13 protein-coding genes are annotated in these 17,792 nt (G+C 40.3%); 6 read left to right on the top strand and 7 right to left on the bottom strand.

Annotated features, from left to right (window positions below; translation table 11 throughout):
* Positions 1 to 36: 36 nt before the first annotated feature.
* A complete protein-coding gene (locus N523_RS0103105; RefSeq protein WP_036949709.1) occupies positions 37 to 2,868 on the bottom strand; it encodes a TonB-dependent receptor plug domain-containing protein in 2,832 nt (943 codons plus the stop codon).
* A 274-nt stretch (positions 2,869 to 3,142) separates the two neighbouring features.
* On the opposite strand from N523_RS0103105, the gene N523_RS0103100 reads away from it, so the two are divergent.
* The 3 genes from N523_RS0103100 to N523_RS0103090 all read left to right on the top strand — a co-directional run bounded on the left by N523_RS0103100 (position 3,143) and on the right by N523_RS0103090 (position 8,123).
* Positions 3,143 to 4,021, top strand: a complete 879-nt coding sequence (locus tag N523_RS0103100) for a TlpA disulfide reductase family protein (protein WP_231485758.1) — start codon at positions 3,143 to 3,145, stop codon at positions 4,019 to 4,021.
* Positions 4,022 to 4,277: 256 nt separating this feature from the next.
* A complete protein-coding gene (locus N523_RS0103095; protein ID WP_028834252.1) occupies positions 4,278 to 7,205 on the top strand; it encodes a TonB-dependent receptor in 2,928 nt (975 codons plus the stop codon).
* 120 nt (positions 7,206 to 7,325) lie between these two features.
* A complete protein-coding gene (locus tag N523_RS0103090; protein ID WP_024602757.1) occupies positions 7,326 to 8,123 on the top strand; it encodes a response regulator transcription factor in 798 nt (265 codons plus the stop codon).
* 26 nt (positions 8,124 to 8,149) lie between these two features.
* Here the strand turns inward: N523_RS0103090 and N523_RS0103085 are convergent, their stop codons facing one another.
* From N523_RS0103085 to N523_RS0103055, 6 genes are all read right to left on the bottom strand, one after another.
* Complete coding sequence (locus N523_RS0103085) at positions 8,150 to 10,237, bottom strand: bifunctional diguanylate cyclase/phosphodiesterase (protein ID WP_028834251.1); 2,088 nt, start codon at positions 10,235 to 10,237, stop codon at positions 8,150 to 8,152.
* A 182-nt stretch (positions 10,238 to 10,419) separates the two neighbouring features.
* Complete coding sequence (locus tag N523_RS0103080) at positions 10,420 to 11,097, bottom strand: SDR family oxidoreductase (RefSeq protein WP_028834250.1); 678 nt, start codon at positions 11,095 to 11,097, stop codon at positions 10,420 to 10,422.
* Between the two features lie 56 nt (positions 11,098 to 11,153).
* Positions 11,154 to 12,152: a DUF4382 domain-containing protein gene (locus N523_RS0103075; protein ID WP_028834249.1), complete on the bottom strand. Its 999-nt coding sequence runs from the start codon at positions 12,150 to 12,152 to the stop codon at positions 11,154 to 11,156.
* A gap of 133 nt (positions 12,153 to 12,285) precedes the next feature.
* Positions 12,286 to 13,632 (bottom strand): N-succinylarginine dihydrolase, encoded by a 1,347-nt coding sequence (astB, locus tag N523_RS0103070; protein WP_028834248.1) that lies wholly within the window; start codon positions 13,630 to 13,632, stop codon positions 12,286 to 12,288.
* A 428-nt stretch (positions 13,633 to 14,060) separates the two neighbouring features.
* The gene (locus tag N523_RS0103060) at positions 14,061 to 15,155 is read right to left on the bottom strand and encodes an L-dopachrome tautomerase-related protein (RefSeq protein ID WP_028834247.1); all 1,095 of its coding nucleotides are present in this window, start codon (positions 15,153 to 15,155) and stop codon (positions 14,061 to 14,063) included.
* 47 nt (positions 15,156 to 15,202) lie between these two features.
* Complete coding sequence (locus N523_RS0103055; protein ID WP_024602753.1) at positions 15,203 to 15,637, bottom strand: MarR family winged helix-turn-helix transcriptional regulator; 435 nt, start codon at positions 15,635 to 15,637, stop codon at positions 15,203 to 15,205.
* Positions 15,638 to 15,766: 129 nt separating this feature from the next.
* On the opposite strand from N523_RS0103055, the gene N523_RS0103050 reads away from it, so the two are divergent.
* The 3 genes from N523_RS0103050 to N523_RS0103040 all read left to right on the top strand — a co-directional run bounded on the left by N523_RS0103050 (position 15,767) and on the right by N523_RS0103040 (position 17,783).
* Entirely contained in the window at positions 15,767 to 16,195 is a 429-nt protein-coding gene (locus N523_RS0103050; RefSeq protein WP_013462947.1) for an organic hydroperoxide resistance protein, read from the top strand.
* Between the two features lie 201 nt (positions 16,196 to 16,396).
* Complete coding sequence (locus N523_RS0103045) at positions 16,397 to 16,753, top strand: metalloregulator ArsR/SmtB family transcription factor (protein ID WP_013462948.1); 357 nt, start codon at positions 16,397 to 16,399, stop codon at positions 16,751 to 16,753.
* A 16-nt stretch (positions 16,754 to 16,769) separates the two neighbouring features.
* Positions 16,770 to 17,783 (top strand): ArsJ-associated glyceraldehyde-3-phosphate dehydrogenase, encoded by a 1,014-nt coding sequence (locus N523_RS0103040; RefSeq protein ID WP_013462949.1) that lies wholly within the window; start codon positions 16,770 to 16,772, stop codon positions 17,781 to 17,783.
* The last annotated feature ends 9 nt before the right edge of the window (positions 17,784 to 17,792 follow it).

Here is a 17,792-nt window from a genome sequence, read left to right as displayed (position 1 = left end):
TTAAATATCAAATTATTGGCTAAGTTACTGTTAAAATTAAAAATTCAACTTAACCCCAGCATAATAAGCGCGGCCGACTAAATCATAAGCGGTGCCATTTGTAAGCGTACCTTGCTGCTGATATTTATGACCTGCGGTTAAGTGAGGAGGTTGCTCGTCAAATAGGTTAGTAATACCAAAGTAAGCGTTAATTTGATTAGTAAGGTTATAACTAAAGCGAACATCGTTATAAACTTGTGAGTCAATAGAGTTAAGCTCTTCAGTGAGAACTGTATTGTCGTTACGGTCTTTAGCTTCATCCCAATAACGTAGTTGCCAATAAACATTGAAGTCATTGATGGTGTATGAAGCATTTATATTAAAGCGTAGCTCTGGAAATAATACTTCACCGGCCAGTTCTTGTTTGTCACCTGTTTCAAGGCCTGTAATACTGTAAGTATCTAAAAAATTTGCAGCAAAACCTACGTATAAGTCACCATCACCTAAGTCGGTTATGTATGACACATCAATATCAAGCCCTTTGGTTTCAATTAAGTTCTCATTGCCTGAGGCTGCGTTTACTTCAAGGGCTGCACCTGATCGTCCGTCACGTCGTACCAAGCCACCACAATTAGCGTCAAAGTTACTTGGATCTGCAGAGTAGCAACGATTTAAAATAACGGTACGGTCAGTTTTTGCAATCGCATCATCTATTTCAATATCGTAATAATCGAGCGACATTTGCAGACCAGGAAATGATTCTGGAGTAAATACGATACCGGCTGTGAACGTATCTGCTTTTTCTTCTTTAACATCGGTAGAGCCGCTTAATAAGCCTGAGGTATTTTGACGTTCTACTTGGGTTAAATTGAATGCGCCGTCGCTATCAATACGGTTTTGGATTGCATTTACTGAGCGACAGTTACTGGCAATATTCCCGTTATCAGCATTAGTAATACCATCACAAGGGTCGGTAACTAGTGCAGCGGTGGCCGTTCCGCCAGCGAATAAATCGCTTACGTTAGGTGCACGTACTGCTGTTGCTAAAGCACCACGTAAACGTATGCTATCTGAAATAGGCGCATCTAATCCTAATGTCCAATTTGTAGTACTGCCTACCGATGAATAATCACCAAAGCGGACAGCTGCTGATAGACTTAGTTTTTCGTGTAACGGAATATGTAATTCACCGAACACATCAACAACGTCAAAAGAGCCTTTTGTTTTGGCAATTGCCGCGCCACGTACAATACCAGCTTGGCGTAATGGATCAGGAGTTTCATGGCCTTTCTCTTCACGATATTCAACACCACCTGCAAAACCGATGTTGTCAACGTTATCACTAATTGCATAATCGAGTGTACCGGCCAAAATCGCGGTAACAACCACTTGCTCTATACTGCCCTCAAGGTTAGTGTCAGCCGCTAAGTACTCGACTGCTTCAGCTGAAATACCATCTAGAGCAAATGGATTAAATACAACACAGCCATTAATTCGTGCAATTTCATCTGCACATTGATAACCACCTGCGCCATCGTCTTCTACATTTAAGGCAAAGCGAGCACGGTCTAGGTTTATATCACCATGGTTAGTTTGTTGTTGATCAGTAACGCCATAGGTGCCACTGACGGTTAAATAAATATCATTAGATATATCGTATTCATATTCACCAGCAACTCTAAATGTGCTTCGAGTATTTTCAGCGCCACGATCACCAAACTCATAAAGACGTCTGAACGTTAAGCTTGCATCATCAAGATTTGTTATACCATCTGCAAGTAAGTTATTGCCAAGTTCTGTTCCAGCAAACCAAGGATGGCTGGCGATATCTATACCCGTAGAGCCTCCTTTAGAGAGCTTAAAAATATCATTTCGTGTATCTAGAGGGATTGGTTCAAAACGTGCACGAGAATCTACACGAGCGTAATTAGCAGTGAAGTTCATACGTGATTTATTACTTAGATCAAGAGATAAACCACTGGCAACAAAATGCCGTGTTAGTGGTGCTATCATTGAACGATAATCATGAAAGTTAAACGCATCAGAGGTGGCCGGATCGTCAGTACGAGTGAATAAGCTGCCATCACCGTTATATTTATCTATACGGCCGCCAAAAACATGCGATGAACCAACGTAAGCAGAGGTATCTCTAATACCATCACCATCAGTATCTACAGCATCTTTGTGTACACGAGAGTAATCACGATCACTTGCCATTAAGCCATCGTCTTCTGAGTAGCCCAAAGATAACCATGCATTGCCGTCATCAAAGTTTTTACCAATAGAAAACTCAATATCAGTGGTGTTCTTATCACCTTCGCTACTTTGTCCTGCCTGTGCTTTAAATGCAACGCCATCAAAATTTTTCTTGAGGATAATATTGACGACACCGGCAACGGCATCAGAGCCATAAGCGGCAGATTGGCCGCCAGTAAGTACTTCAATACTTTGGATCATGGTTGTGGGGATTGTGTTTAAGTCTACACCATAGCCAGACCCTACTGACATACCAGATACATAGCGCTTGCCGTCAACCAATACCAGTGTCCGTGATGAACCTAGATTACGCAACGCGACAGTATTTAAACCAGAGTCTTGCTCACTGATATTAGAGCTTGCTGAGGTGGTGTCTCCAACAACTGAAGGTATTTTAGCCAGTAAATCCCCAACATTGACTGCACCTACGCCTTCGATGTCATCTGCGTCTAAAATTTTAACGGGTGAGGCGGACTCAAAATCACCTTTGCTAATGTGTGAACCAGTAACAATTATTTTTTCAACTTTTGTATTTACTTTGATGTCCTGCTCATCAGCAGCAACTGCAGCGGTAGTTAGAGACGCAATACTTATCGCCAGTAGTGTCTTAGCAAACGTTTTTGATTTCATCATGATATCCCCAAGTAATATTTATATTTTTTATATGTTTATTTTTAATCAGATAAATGAATTACCTTGAAATACTTTAACGCAACAATGATGCAGTTAAAGTATACCATCAACCTGTTATACCAACATACCACTCGGGGATTTATATTGTCAAAGCTAAAATTGTTTTTTTACAACCATCCATTTACATTTTTTGCTAGCGTCTTAATTTTATTAATTTATTTGTATTTAAATATGAGAACCGGATTTGCAATGAGTTAGGGGTAAAAAGGAAATTATGATTGGTTTAATTGTGCCTTTGTGTAACATACCGATTAATTGTATTGATTCGAGTCGTAAAATGTTAAGTATTTCTCTTGGGCCTTTAGTTATTTCCATTTCTCAGTTGATCATTTTTTTAGGGTTAGGTGTTTTTTGGGGGCTTACCTATTTATTAACACGCCAACATCCATTACAAAAAGCGATTTTAGACACTGTTTTTAAAGCAATTGTGGTGGGCTTTTTAGTCTCGCGGTTAGCGTTTGTGTTTACTATGTGGGATGCCTATCAAGGTAACTGGTGGCAGCTTTTTAATATTAGCGATGGCGGCTTTATTGGTTATTATGGCTGGCTCAGCGGTATAGTGGTTTTAGCGTTTTATGCACGTGGTAAAAAAGCGGTAATGAAAAACTACGCTATAGCTGGGTTTGTTGGATTTTGTTCAATGATCATTCCTAACTTTGCGCTGTCTATTTATCAAACGGGTGTGCAGTTACCGCAGTCTGTTGTGCATAATATTCAAGGGCAGCAAGTTAACTTACAAAACTTTAAAGGTAAGCCGGTGGTTATTAACTTTTGGGCGTCGTGGTGTCCGCCGTGTCGAAAAGAAATGCCGGTACTGCAAGCGGCTCAAAAAAATAACCCGAATATCACGGTGGCATTTGTCAATCAAGGCGAAGACTTACACACGGTAAAAGCGTTCCTTGATGAACAGCAACTCGACCTAAATCATGTGTTTTTTGATCAAAGTAGTAATGTGAGTCGCGAATCAGGTGCTGCGGGCTTACCAACCACTTTGTTTTATAATAGCCAAGGTGAGTTAGTTACCAGTCATATGGGAGAACTTTCTCATGCGAGTCTAGGCTATTATATTCAGGCTATTAGTGATAAAAAATAACGGTGTATTGCTTTTTAATCGCGTCATTCCTTTTTTATGCTCTTTTAATAAGCAGCTAAATAGCAATTTTGCTGCTTAACTTCCTACCTTTATTCGAGTTGACTATTTTTTGATAAGTTATTCAGTTACTTATCAGTTTGCATTAACAAACTATTAAGTTTGGTTGTGTAAAATACAGCTACTTTTTTCGTATCAGCTTTAGCCGGTACGCTCATCTTTAAGTATTAACTGTATTTTAAATGGAACTGTTAAAACTATGACCGCTCATCGGATAACCCACGCTGCACATCACTCTCTTCCACTTTTTATTAAATCAACGCTATGCGTGTCTATTCTATCTGTTATCAATCATGCATATGCTGATGAAGCAGAAGATAAAACATTAAAAAGCAAAGATATGGAAGTCATTGAGGTGCGTGGTATTCGTTCCAGTATGGCGGCTAATTTAGATATAAAGCGTTTATCGAGCTCTGTGGTTGATGCCATAACAGCAGAAGATATTGGTAAGTTTCCTGATAAAAATGTCGCTGATTCATTACAACGCGTACCTGGCGTGGTGATTGACCGTGACGGAGGCGAAGGCTCATCGGTAAGTATTAGGGGGTTATCATCTGAGCTAACCTTTTCTCAGCTAAATGGTAATTTTATTGCGTCATCACCAGGTGAGCCGTCTCGCTCATTTGATTATGCATTACTGCCCTCAGCCATGATTGAAAGCGTGGAAGTGTATAAATCGCCAGAAGCGCGTTTAGATGAGGGGGGCGTTGGCGGTACAGTATTAATGCATAGCCGCAAACCGCTGAGCATGGAGGCAAACTCTGGGGTAATTAACATTGAAAGCACCTATGCCGATGTGACTGAAGAGTCTGAGCCGCAGTTAACTGCGCTTTATTCTTGGAAGAATGAGGCTGATACCTTTGGGGTGTTGCTTGGTTATACCTCACAAAAACGCACTAACCGAACTCTCTCAGGAGGCACAGATGCAAACGTATGGCGCTTTGCCGGTGATAACCCGGTAGATACCAATGGCGAGCTGGTTGAAAACAATAATCAGTGGGACTCAATAAGTGATGCTCAGGGTAATAATTATAACGATGTTTGGTTTCCTCAAGTGGTTCGTGGCTCAATTGTAAACGAATTACGTGAGCGAGAAGGGGTGCAATTTAGCACGCAGTGGCGCCCAACAAGCCGTGTTGAAATTGGCTTTAACTATTTTGGATTTTCACTTGATAAAAATAGAACTGAGTCGGTGATTGATATACCTGAATGGTCTTTAAATCCTGACTTTTTAACCGATGTAAGTTTGGATGAGTCGGGCACTATTATCAATGGGATGCAATTTGATGCAGCTGCGAGTGGCGCAGAGAATGATATGCAATTGCCGTGGATGCGAGGCCGTTATGTGCGTGAAGAGTCGACCTCAGACACCTTTGATTTTAATTTAACCTATGAAGGCGATTATTTTAAAGCCCGTTTTGTGGCGGGCAATACGCGCTCTGAAGGCGGGCCAAAGGAGAGTTGGGAAGCGGCGTATAAAAGTTCAAACGCCGGTGAAAATGAAAGCCGTATAGAAAATGCATCGCAAACAGCGGGTTGGCAAATTAATGAAAACGATATTAGTTTAAATATAGACCCTAATACGCTAGCTAACTTATTAAATAGTTTGGGCGGTGGGCGCGATCCAGGCTCGTCAAATTCAAGCTTTGTGCGCAGTGAACTCGAAGAAGATTACTACCAAGCTGACTTTGATATTTATACCGATTGGGGAATTTTAAGAACAATTAAAACCGGCGTAAAGTACCGAGAAGCTACGTTGCATCGCGAAACCGGTAATACCTTCTTTTTAGATCCTAATTTTGATATTGCTGCAGGAGAAGCCAGCGAGGGGGGGATCACACGTTTTGACAGTTATCAGTGGAACAACGGTATGCCACTAGCACAAGACGTGTTTATTAACGAAGGTAACATTGCTGGTGGTTTTAATATAAACCAAATGCCCGGTATTGATTGGCAAAAATATCGTGACATTGTGACCAGTCATTATGTGCCGTATACACGCAAAGAAGATAACTTTATTTATGATATTGAAGAGCAAATAGCGGCGTTTTATCTGCAAGGTGACTTTGAGTTTAATAGCGTGCGCGGTAATTTAGGGGTACGTGTTGTTCGCACGAAAACCATGACATCATCAACCGACCTATATACTTATTTATTAGATCATACTGATGATGACAGCGGCGAGCCGGTAACGGGAGATGATCGATTTGTTGAAGACTATCAACTTATTACTCAAGAGAGTACCGATACTCAAATTCTTCCTAGCTTTAATATTGCGTGGGATATAAGTGATGATGTAGTGGTGCGAGGCGCGGTTGCTAAAGTGATGTCTCGCCCTGATTATGCCGATTTAGGCGCACAACAACGCATCACGTTTGTCTCAGATGAGTGGGCAGACGATAGAGCTGAGTTTAATGAAATTCCGGGTTTTAGTGGCAGTGGCGGTAATAAAAACTTAAAGCCATTTGAGTCGGTGCAAGCTGATTTATCTATTGAATATTACTACAGCGAAGGCTCTGCCATTGGTTTAGCGCTGTTTCATAAAACTGTTGATAATTTTGTTGTACCCTTAGTCATTGATGTACAACAAGATTTTGCTGGTAAAGAGGGCATTGTTGAGGCAGGAAATATTACTATATCGCCATATAGCACAGTAGGTAATGGCACTGATGCCGTATCTAAAGGGGCGGAAGTATTTATACAGCATGCCTTTGATAGTGGTTTTGGTTTTTATGCAAACTACACTTATAACAAAACCAATAAAGCCGATGTAGAAGTGAATGGTAAAGAGTTTGGTAAATCGCCACTAATAGGCAGTGCAAAGTATCAATACAATACCTCGATATATTATGAAGGAGATGCCTTTAATATTCGAGCTTCTTATAATAAACGCGGTGAAACCGTGTTGGGTTTAAACAGCGGCTTAAATGTATACCAAGACCCATACGAGCAAGTTGATGTAAATGCTTCGATTAATTTATTAGAGAATTTGAGCTTGACCGCTGCAGTTATTAATTTAACTAAATCTGAGTCGGTAAAGCGCCTAGGTAATGACACTGAGTCTCGGTTATTAAACTCAAGCTATTCGGGAAGACGTTATTATGCGGGCATAAACTACCGTTTTTAAGCTGAGTGTGTTGAGTTTGGGTAAACAAGCTGTTTTGTTGCTGTTTTAGCTTTTTCTTGTAAGTTATTACTTTATAATGAGCGTTATAAAAATTATAGAATTAATATTAACAGGATTGAAATGAGTGATTTAACGGCAATAGCCAACTTATCTATTTTATTAGTTGAGCCTTCTGAAGTTCAACAAAAGCTAATAAAAAAATCACTGGCTCAGTGCGGTGTTACACAAATTGAAACGGCCAGCACTCAAGAAAACGCGCTGGCTGCTTTATCAAATTATCACCCTGATTTAGTCATTAGCAGCATGTACTTAAGTGATGGCACAGCTGATTCTTTATTACAGGCAATACGCAGTAATAGTAATACCGAGCAACAGGCATTTATGTTGGTATCGAGCGAGCGTAATAAGCGCCATTTAGAGCAACTTAGGCAATCGGGGGTATTAGCGATTTTACCTAAACCGTTTAGTGCCGACGAAATAACCCGAGCGCTTAAAGCGACTTTGGATATTATTAGCGAGCAAGAAGTGGAACTAGAGCACTTTGATGTGACGCTTCTTAGAGTGCTTGTAGTTGATGACAGCCGTTTTGCACGAAAACACATAATACGAGTGCTAGCGGGGATGGGAATTCCAGCACCGGTAGAGGCCGAAGACGGTAAACAAGCAATTGAAATGTTAAACAGCCAATCATTTGATTTAATTGTTACTGACTACAATATGCCAGAAATGGATGGTAAAGAATTAACTGAAACGGTAAGGCAATCGAATGCGTACTCGCATATTCCAATCTTGATGGTGAGCTCAGAAGCTAACGATACCCATTTAGCTAATATTGCTCAAGCGGGTGTGGACGCAATATGTGACAAACCGTTTGAACCCGCTACTGTGCGCGATTTACTCTTTAAAATCATGAGCTAAAACATAACTATAAAAGCACTTTTTAACTAAAGTGCTTTTAAGTAACGCAATGAAAAATTGAGCAGCTTGGCGGCCGGCAAGGGCTTACTTAAATAAAATCCTTGAGCAATATCGCAGTTTAGCTCGTTGAGTAAATCTAGCTGCTCTTTGGTTTCTACCCCCTCAGCCACTACTTTTATTTCTAGGCTGTGTGACATAGCTATGGCCGCTTTCACTAAATTACAGTCTGCCTTGTTATCTGTTATGCCAGTAATAAAGCTGCGGTCAATTTTTAGCACATCAAAAGGGTATTCTCGTAAGTAACTTAATGATGAATACCCTGTGCCAAAGTCGTCCATTGACAGTTTTATGCCCAGCTCATCAATTTGCAATAAGGCATCATGAATTGACGCTTGGCTATTCATCAGCACCCCTTCGGTAATTTCCAGCTCTAAACATTCATTATTAATACTATTTTTATGCAGAGTGTGTTTAATTATATTGACCAGTTCAGGGTCTCTGAATTGGCGCGGTGATAAATTAATCGCCATGGTATAGTTTTGCTTGTTAATTGATTGCCATTCATTTAAAAAGCGTAAGGCTTGTTGAAGAACAAATACACCAATAGGCGTAATTAAGCCGGTTTGCTCTGCAATTGGGATAAACTCATCTGGTGTGATTTCCCCTAACACTATATTATGCCAACGAAGCAAGGCTTCAGCGCCAACGATGGTGTTTGTTTTTACATCTATTTGTGGTTGGTAATAAAGCTCAAATTCATTACGCTCCAGTGCACCATGCATTTGCTCTTCTATTTCAAAGCGGCGGCGCATGGCGACGTTCATTTGTGGGGTGAAAAAAGAGGACGTGTTTCGCCCCATGGTTTTTGCTTGGTACATAGCGGTGTCGGCATTTCGTAACAACACCGAGGCGCAGGTGCCATCCTTAGGGGAAATAGCAATCCCAATACTTAATGTCAGTATTAAGTCTCTACCTACAAGTTTAAAGGGTTTCCTAAATGCTTGAAGTAACCGCTCAGCAATCGCTAAAGCATCGTTTTCATCATTTAAATTGGATATTAAAACAATAAACTCATCGCCGCCTAATCGGCCTATAGTGTCACTTTTTTTTAGTGTTTGCTGTAATCTTGCTGCTGCCGCAATTAATAGTTCATCGCCCACTTCATGGCCTAAAGAGTCATTCACTTTTTTAAAGTCATCAAGATCTAAAAAGAACACCGCGGCTTTTTCGTGGCTCTTTTGTACTTCCAGTAATATTTGTGATAAGCGGTCTAGGGATAAAAAGCGATTAGGTAAATCGGTTAAACTATCAAAGTGGGCCTGATGGCGAATTAGTTCAGCGGAGCGGTGTGGTTCGCTAATATCACGAATAATCACCATAATTTGGTTTTTTTTGGGCAGTAAGCGTAACCTCGCTTCGTAAAAAATTACGCCTTCAGGCATGCTTAATTCGTATTCAAAACTGACCATACTGTCTTGTGCTATCGTTTTTTCTATATGAACCTGAAACTTTTGCGCTACTTTTTCAGGTAATACATCCACCATTTTTTTACCAATAAACTGGTTAGGTGAAATATATAAATCGTTTTCATTATTTGCATGGTAGTCAGTAATAGTGCCATTTTGCTCTAGTACAAAAAATAAATCAGGAATTGCCTCAAATAAAGTTTTGAGCATGGTGGCATTAAATACGGCTTCTGCTTGTGCTTTGTGAACCTCAGACAGATCAATATCAATACAGTACATTTGTTTGGTATTGTACTGATTGGTAAACATAACATGGCTTGAAAATACGGCTACATCATTGCCATTTTTATGGCTGAGTATGAGTTCTGATGCGGGAATTTCAATATCATACTTAATCCAATTACTATGCGCTTTAATAACGGGCTCTCGCATTGGCGCGGGTATAATTAAATCTTCGAGTTTTTTGCCAATGGCTTCTTGGTGTGTATACCCATAAAGTAATTCGCTGCCTTTATTCCAATAAATAACACGTCTTTGCTCATCGTAACCTTGTACTGAAATAGAATCGACAGCATCAAAAAGCTGATGCAACGGGTCATTAGTAACATATTGATGAGCTGGCATATTATTAGTTTTATTGGGAGCCATTAAATGGGTTCCAGTTATTGAATTACTTTCTTTATATAATAGACATAAAGTTGTGATTTAGCATGGTAAGCGGCGTTTCAATAAGTGATTTTTTATTGATTGAATAGATAGTGATTTGAATAAAGCATAGGTAAGCACTTTTATAGTAAAGGCCAATAAACATTGGCCTTTATATTTTATTATTAGTTGGTGGGCATTAAATAGATTTCGCGTACGCTATTACGCTGATTAGCTTCAATGGCAAACAAAACTGCATCGGCCACGTCTTGAGGGTCGAGCTTATCTGGTTTTGCTTCATCAAAAAATGGTGTATTCACCATGCCTGGGGCTATGGTTGTACATCGGCCATGCCAAGGTTTCATTTCTTCTGCGAGGTTTTGACCAAAGCCATGGGCAAACCATTTAGTCGCACCATAAATAGAGCCATCAATGGGTCTTCGTCCTGCTGCAGAGCTGGTTAAAATGAAATGCCCTTGGTTTTCACGTAAATGAGGCAAAGTGAGTTTAGCGGTCCACAGCAATGCTTTAATATTAAGGTCAACCATAGCTGACCACTCTTGAGGATCGCCATTCTCTGTACCAGGTGATGACACACCCATGCCTGCGTTAGCAAATGCCGCGTCTAATCGACCAAATTTTTCAACGCCTTTACTCACTACATTCTCAAGTTCATTAAATGCAGTGGCATCGGCTGAAACGCTAAATGCATTTTCATGGCCTAACTCGTCAACTAGTTTATTGAGTTTATCTTTGCTGCGTGCGGTTAAGATCACTTTGTGGCCATTATTAACTAATGTTTTAGCGGTTGCCTCGCCAATGCCGCTCGATGCGCCGGTAATTAAAATTACTTTCTGTGTCATAGTTCCTCCAAAACAAAAAGCCCGCAGGTGCGGGCTAGAATTTATAAAGTTGATGATTACTGAGCAATATCAAATGTCACTTCGGTATCTTCACCGGCTATAACCGCTACCGGCTTAACTTGATATAGGGTAAACGCTTCATCTTGTAGTTCGGCATCATCAATATGTGCGTTACAGGTATAACCAAGCTGATAATCGCCAGGTGTAATAAATGCCAGTTCAAATTCATATTGGCTAGTTTGTGCGTTTAGTTCCACGTTTGCAGTAGCCAATGGCGCGTCTACAGGGGTTTCATCTTCGTTTACTTCGTAATTATCACGGGGTACTTCTACATCACTGTTATACAAATAAACAGCATGACCAAATGAGCCATCTTCTGCGGCAACATCTATATTATCGGTTTCACAATTGGCGAACAGCGATTCGCTAGTTGTGCCTCTAATATCTTGTGATTCCGCGAGGTTTTCAAGACGTACTCCGCGCGGCTTTAATACTATTTCGTCCCCATTTTGTGGCGCAACTAGTGATTTCTTAAGATCAAACTCAAGTACAAAAGTATTGTCTGTTTGATTAAGGGTAAAACCATCAAGTTGAATTTCGCCTATTCCGTCATTGCCTTTTCTATTTACAATTAACGGTGCAGTGCTGTCATCTTCATAAACGACATGCGAAGTTTCAGTTAGGTTGTTTATATCACCATTTATCACGTCGGCACGTATCCATGAGTATTCACCTGCAGGTACGTCTTCGCCTTCTAGTAAGCCAAAAACATCATCGCCGGTGTACTCTAATAAGTTAACCATTTCAGCTTTGGTTGAATCGCTGGCTTCACGGGTTTCGAAGCTAAAATCTTCGCCACCTTGTGAACGAAGGGTGATAGAGTCAAAAACTACATTAACCGCTTTTAAGCCGGTTACTGGCGCATCTGAAATTCCTAAACTGAACGTTGATTTTTGCGGATCGGTAGGAGTAATAGGGGAGTCATCATTTGATGAACCACAAGCCGTTAATGCTAATAAGACGGCGCTACTGAGTAATGTTGATTTTAAGTTCATGTTAGGTTTCCAAATACTTTAAAGTATCACCAAGTATAGATACAAAAACTTAACCTACATTGAATCAATTTTATTAGGACATTAAGGATGTAGGGTTTGCAGTAAGCTTGCAAACCCTAGTAGCCGAAAGCAATTAAGCTTCTAGTTGAAATGGGTATACCGATCCTAGGCTAAGTAACTGGGTTAACTCATCAAGCGCTTGATAACTTTCGGTTAATAACGCTGGATCGGCAAAATCGTTAGCACCGAGTTTATCGCGGTAATGGCGCGTAGCCCAATCACATAATTGGGTGTACTTTTGCTCATCTAAAATAACCTCAGGATTTACCGCTGCTAATTCTTGGCTATTAAGCGCCACGCGTAAACGCAAACAAGCAGGTCCGCCGCCATTTTGCATGCTTTGGCGTAAATCAAAAAACTGCACTTGATTTATGGGGTTATCGTCAATAATCATTTCTTCAATATACGCTTTTACAGCAGGATTACGCTGGCATTCTTGTGGGGCAACGAGCAACATTTTATCGTCACTAAGGCTAACCAGTTGGCTATTAAATAAATAGCTACTAACGGCATCTTGAATACTCACTTTGCTGGTTGGCACTTCAATAATATAAAGCTGTTTGTTACCTACATAGGCTTCGCGGATATCGTCTAATGCTTGCGTTTGATTTAAAAACGCCTGCTGATGGCATAATAAAACATTAGCGTTACCCACCGCGATTACATCATTATGGAACACCCCTTGGTCAATTACATCAGGGTTTTGTTGTAATAGTATTTGGCTGGTATCTTTTATATTGTGCAATCGACAAATGGCTTCAGACGCTTCCAAAGTTTGCCTTGCAGGGAACTTAACGGGTTTAACAAGCTGACTGTTGAAGGCACTTGCACCAAATACAAATAATTCTAGCCCGGTTTCACCATGGCTGTCGCACAGGCGAGTATGGTTTGCTGCGCCTTCATCACCAAAAAAACCTTGCTCAGGCAAATGTGAATGGTGTGCAAAGTATTGTTCGTTATTAAACATTGCTTTGAGCAAACGTGTAGTGGTGTTTGGCTCTAAAGAGCGATGAAATTTATTATTTAGATTAGCCGCAGTGAAGTGTACTTTGCCGTCGTTAGTATCAGGTGAAGGCGATACGGTGGCTGCATTAGCGGTCCACATGGCTGAGGCAGAGTAACAAGCGCGCAATAAAATAGGATCGGCTTTAAAGGCTTTATTAATGACTTGTGCATCGTTGCCAGTAAACCCTAAACGCCGCAATACATTTAAATCTGGGCGAGCATGAGGCGCAAATACCCCTTGGGTTAAGCCTTTATCGTGCATGGCTTTCATTTTAGCCAAGCCCTGCAATACTGCTTCTTGCGGATTTGAAAAGCTCGCCGCGTTGTTTAACGAGGCAACATTTCCATACGACAAACCTGCGTAGTTGTGAGTAGGGCCGACTAAGCCGTCAAAATTAACTTCTAAAGCATGCATACACGTTCCACTAACCAATTAAATAGTCTTTTACAATACAACGCTATGACTTAGCTTGCAAAGTCTGTTCAAAAATAGTTTTAACGCGAGTAGATACGCTCTTTCTCACTGGTGGTATGCGTATTTGTTGGCTCATTAACTTGCCACACAGTGATATCTAAGCGCCATAAAAAATAAAGAGTGTTGTATAAATTAGACATAATTTTTTTCCTTGGTGTAACTAATGACAATTAAATATAAGGAAGAAGTATGCCAATTGTTTATTGAATATTTTATGAATATAAATCAGATATTTACTATTATTTCTTTAATACCTAGTTTGGTTGAGGCACCAAATTGGGGGAGTAATTATAAAATATGCACTTTTTTGGTGTGATGTTATAAAGCCCTGCATTACATGACAGGGCTAGGGTAATTGCGTTAGGTTATTAACGACCTACTTTACCTTTTACAAGGGGCGTAAACGACATCACTTTAAACTTATTAGGGTTTTGAGTTTTATCATTGCTTAACACCGGCGAGTTGTGCAAATCGTTTACTGTAAAATATATTTTATGATCTGCACCATAACTAAAGCCATCTGGCCAGCTTAGGCGATCATCTTTAAATAACACTTCATAGTCGCCATTTGGTTTTACGACGCCAATTGCACCATTGGTTATATCGGTCACATAGACGTTACCGCCCCCATCCACCGTAATGCCGTCGGAAATGGGTTTAGTGCCGTAGCGCATTACTTTGGCTTCTAGCGCTTTTGCTGAAAGCTGCTCGTTGTTAATTGCGCTGGTGGCAATACGATAAACCGAAGTCCCCGACATTGACCCAAAGTAAAGCCAGTCTTCGTTAGGATCAAGCGTAATTGGGTTAACACCTAAACGCGCAGGTTGTCCGCCCAGGCGCATTGTTCGGCCATTAATAACCATATCAATATTTTCGGCGGTGGTGTATTGGCTATCTTGTAATACTCTTCGCGCTTCACCGGTTTTTAGGTTTACTATAATAATTGCAGCCTGAGTGCCTTGTGCTGTATCGGCAATGTAAATAACGCCGTGTTTATTATCGATAACTAAATCGTTTAAAAACGAGGTATCGGTAATTGTTGGTTTGGCTAGGTAAATAATTTTATGCAGTTGCTCTTGGTTGGTATCCCAACCAACTAATCGCCCCGCATGATCGGGCCCTGAGGTATCAAGCATCCATAGTATGCCGTCGCTTGATACATTAACACCGAGTACCCCGTAAAAGCCCTTACCTTTGTTGTATGCGTAAGCCCATTGCTCATTAGGGTAGGGTTTAGTGGTGCCATCACTTGATAGCTCCATGATTTTTTGATTTTGCCCATAAAAACCATGTATAGATAAAAACTTACGGCCAGATGGCGTAATGGCTATGTTGCCAGGCGGGTGTTGTGCATCAAATGTCGCAACAGTGGTTAATTCACTATTATTGGCAAGTGCTCCATTACTTACCAGTAATGTAATGCTGTAAGTAATAGCAATAAGTCGTTTTTTTAAATGAGTCATTAATTAACGCCTTGTTTGTTAAGTTATAGCTGGGTAAAGCTGGGTTTTTAGTCGGTCAGATCATTGACCACTAAGTCGAGTAACTGCATTAATTGTTGTGCTTGGGTTGTGTCGATACTGTCAAATTTGCAAAAAATCCTTTTTGGGATGTCGGCAGCTTCAAGTTTTAAAGAGTGGCCCGTGTGAGTCAGTTGCACCAAACGCTTACGCTTATCGTGTTCGTCTTTTATAACGTTAAGTAATGACTTGTCGGTCATTTTTTTTAATATTTGAGTAAGCGCGCCACCATCAATTGCGGTTTTATCTATTAGCTCAGCGATGGTTACTTCATCTTGTTCCCACAGCGCCATCATAACAACATACTGAGGATAGGTAAGGTTAAGCTCAGCTAGAGGTTCTCGATAGGCACGGGCTATGCTGTTGGACGCCATATATAAACGATGGCATAACTGATTTTTTAATTTTAACTGTTCAAACGACATCGCTTTATCCTTCATTTCAATACAGAGTATTTTAGTTTGCATGCAAAGTATTTGCAATCGAAATTTAGTTGATCTATTATTTTGCATGCAAAGTAATTAACTTAGAAATTTTAATCTTAGGAGTTCACTATGAATGTATTACAAAATGTAGCTTATACAGCAAAAGCAACGGCAACAGGCGGACGTGAAGGCGTTGCTAAATCGGATGATGGTCGTTTAAATGTTAACTTATCAACACCTAAAGGGTTAGGTGGTGACGATGGACAAGGCACTAATCCAGAGCAATTATTTGCAGCAGGTTATGCTGCCTGTTTTATTGGTGCACTTAAGTTTGTAGCGGGTAGCGAAAAAATTGCGTTACCAAGTGATACTTACATTAACTCTGAAGTGTCTATTGGTGCGATTGATGCCGGTTTTGGTATTGCTGTAAAATTGGCTGTATCACTAGGTGATATGGACAAAGCAGCGGCACAAGCCTTGGTAGAGAAAGCACATCAAGTATGTCCATATTCAAATGCAACTCGTGGCAATATTGAAGTAGAGCTGTCGGTTATTTAATTAACCTCTTTATATTGTTTATAAAAACACGCCATGAGTGATCATTGCGTGTTTTTTATTGGGCACACCTCTAAAAGCCAAACTTGAGTTGACGCGGAAAATAGATAACTTTACCTGAATATATGAAATTTCATATATTCACTATTCCATATGTCTTTCTTTTCATATATTGTTGTTGTATGCAAAACAAGACTACACTGTATGAATCAACTAAATCCTCTGCATTTTTTTAAATGTATCGCTGACGACACCCGCTTAAAGACAATACTGCTTATTGCGCATGAAGATGAGTTATGTGTATGTGAATTAGTGGCGGCACTTGATGTAAGCCAGCCTAAAATTTCACGGCATTTAGCTGTATTACGTCAATGCGGTTTGCTTGCTGATCGTAAGCAAAATCAATGGGTGTTCTATAGCTTAAATAAATCACTACCTGATTGGGCGAAAGATGTAATTACAAAAACATTACATGCCACCCCTACATTTTATGAGCATCAATTACAGCGTTTAAATGTGATGGGCAAGCGTCCTGAGCGAATTTTAAAATGCTGTGACTAACTAAAGGAATTTTATAATGACGATTAAAGTAGGCATAAATGGTTTTGGACGAATCGGACGTTTAACCTTACGAGCGGCAATTGATTGGCCTGAGGTTGAATTTGTACATGTTAATGATGTGGCTGCTGATGCGAAAACACATGCCCATTTATTAGAATTTGACTCGGTTCACGGGCGCCTAAAATATGAGGTGCAAGCCGATGATAATAGTTTTTCTGTAGCAAAGCATACGGTTAAAGTAACAAATAATAAATCGATTGCAGAGACTGACTGGTCACAATGTGATGTGGTGATTGAAGCCAGCGGTAAAATGAAAACAACAGAATTACTTAACGCTTATTTAGCGCAAGGTGTAAAGCGTGTGGTTGTTACTGCCCCAGTTAAAGAAGAAAGTGTTTTAAATGTGGTAATAGGGGTGAACGATCATCTTTATAATCCGCAGTTACATAAAATTGTTACCGCGGCTTCATGCACAACAAATTGTTTAGCGCCTGTGGTAAAAGTATTGCAAGAAAAAGTAGGGATTAAGCATGGATCCATAACAACGATTCATGACATTACCAACACCCAAACCATTATAGATGCACCTCATAAAGATTTACGTCGCGCGCGCTCATGCGGAACAAGTTTAATTCCTACCACTACCGGCAGTGCAACGGCTATTACGCAGATATTCCCTGAGCTCAAAGGAAAATTAAACGGCCATGCGGTTCGAGTCCCCCTAACCAATGCATCAATTACTGATTGCGTGTTTGAACTAGAGCGTGGTGTAACCGAACAAGAAGTGAATGGATGGTTTAAGCAAGCGGCTAATAACGAGCTAAAAGGCATTTTAGGCTATGAAGAAAAGCCATTGGTATCTATTGATTACAAAACAGACCCTCGTAGCACAATTATAGATGCGCTTTCGACAATGGTTATAAACCATACTCAACTTAAACTCTATGCTTGGTATGACAATGAATGGGGTTATGCCAACCGGACTGCTGAGCTGATGCTCAAAGTAGGACAAAGTGATTTAGTAAACTAGTTCAGGGTA

The sequence above is a fragment of the Pseudoalteromonas sp. 23_GOM-1509m genome (assembly GCF_000518425.1).
Lineage (GTDB): Bacteria > Pseudomonadota > Gammaproteobacteria > Enterobacterales > Alteromonadaceae > Pseudoalteromonas > Pseudoalteromonas tetraodonis.
The sequence above is the reverse complement of the archived record's forward strand: the minus strand, read 5'-3'. Positions and strand labels throughout refer to the sequence as shown.

Bases quoted from the DNA above. Each gene is read 5' to 3' on its own strand.
- N523_RS0103105 (WP_036949709.1), bottom strand. From the start codon at position 2,868: ATGATGAAATCAAAAACGTTTGCTAAGACACTACTGGCGATAAGTATT.
- N523_RS0103100 (WP_231485758.1), top strand. From the start codon at position 3,143: ATGATTGGTTTAATTGTGCCTTTGTGTAACATACCGATTAATTGTATT.
- N523_RS0103095 (WP_028834252.1), top strand. From the start codon at position 4,278: ATGACCGCTCATCGGATAACCCACGCTGCACATCACTCTCTTCCACTT.
- N523_RS0103090 (WP_024602757.1), top strand. From the start codon at position 7,326: ATGAGTGATTTAACGGCAATAGCCAACTTATCTATTTTATTAGTTGAG.
- N523_RS0103085 (WP_028834251.1), bottom strand. From the start codon at position 10,237: ATGGCTCCCAATAAAACTAATAATATGCCAGCTCATCAATATGTTACT.
- N523_RS0103080 (WP_028834250.1), bottom strand. From the start codon at position 11,097: ATGACACAGAAAGTAATTTTAATTACCGGCGCATCGAGCGGCATTGGC.
- N523_RS0103075 (WP_028834249.1), bottom strand. From the start codon at position 12,152: ATGAACTTAAAATCAACATTACTCAGTAGCGCCGTCTTATTAGCATTA.
- astB (WP_028834248.1), bottom strand. From the start codon at position 13,632: ATGCATGCTTTAGAAGTTAATTTTGACGGCTTAGTCGGCCCTACTCAC.
- N523_RS0103060 (WP_028834247.1), bottom strand. From the start codon at position 15,155: ATGACTCATTTAAAAAAACGACTTATTGCTATTACTTACAGCATTACA.
- N523_RS0103055 (WP_024602753.1), bottom strand. From the start codon at position 15,637: ATGTCGTTTGAACAGTTAAAATTAAAAAATCAGTTATGCCATCGTTTA.
- N523_RS0103050 (WP_013462947.1), top strand. From the start codon at position 15,767: ATGAATGTATTACAAAATGTAGCTTATACAGCAAAAGCAACGGCAACA.
- N523_RS0103045 (WP_013462948.1), top strand. From the start codon at position 16,397: ATGAATCAACTAAATCCTCTGCATTTTTTTAAATGTATCGCTGACGAC.
- N523_RS0103040 (WP_013462949.1), top strand. From the start codon at position 16,770: ATGACGATTAAAGTAGGCATAAATGGTTTTGGACGAATCGGACGTTTA.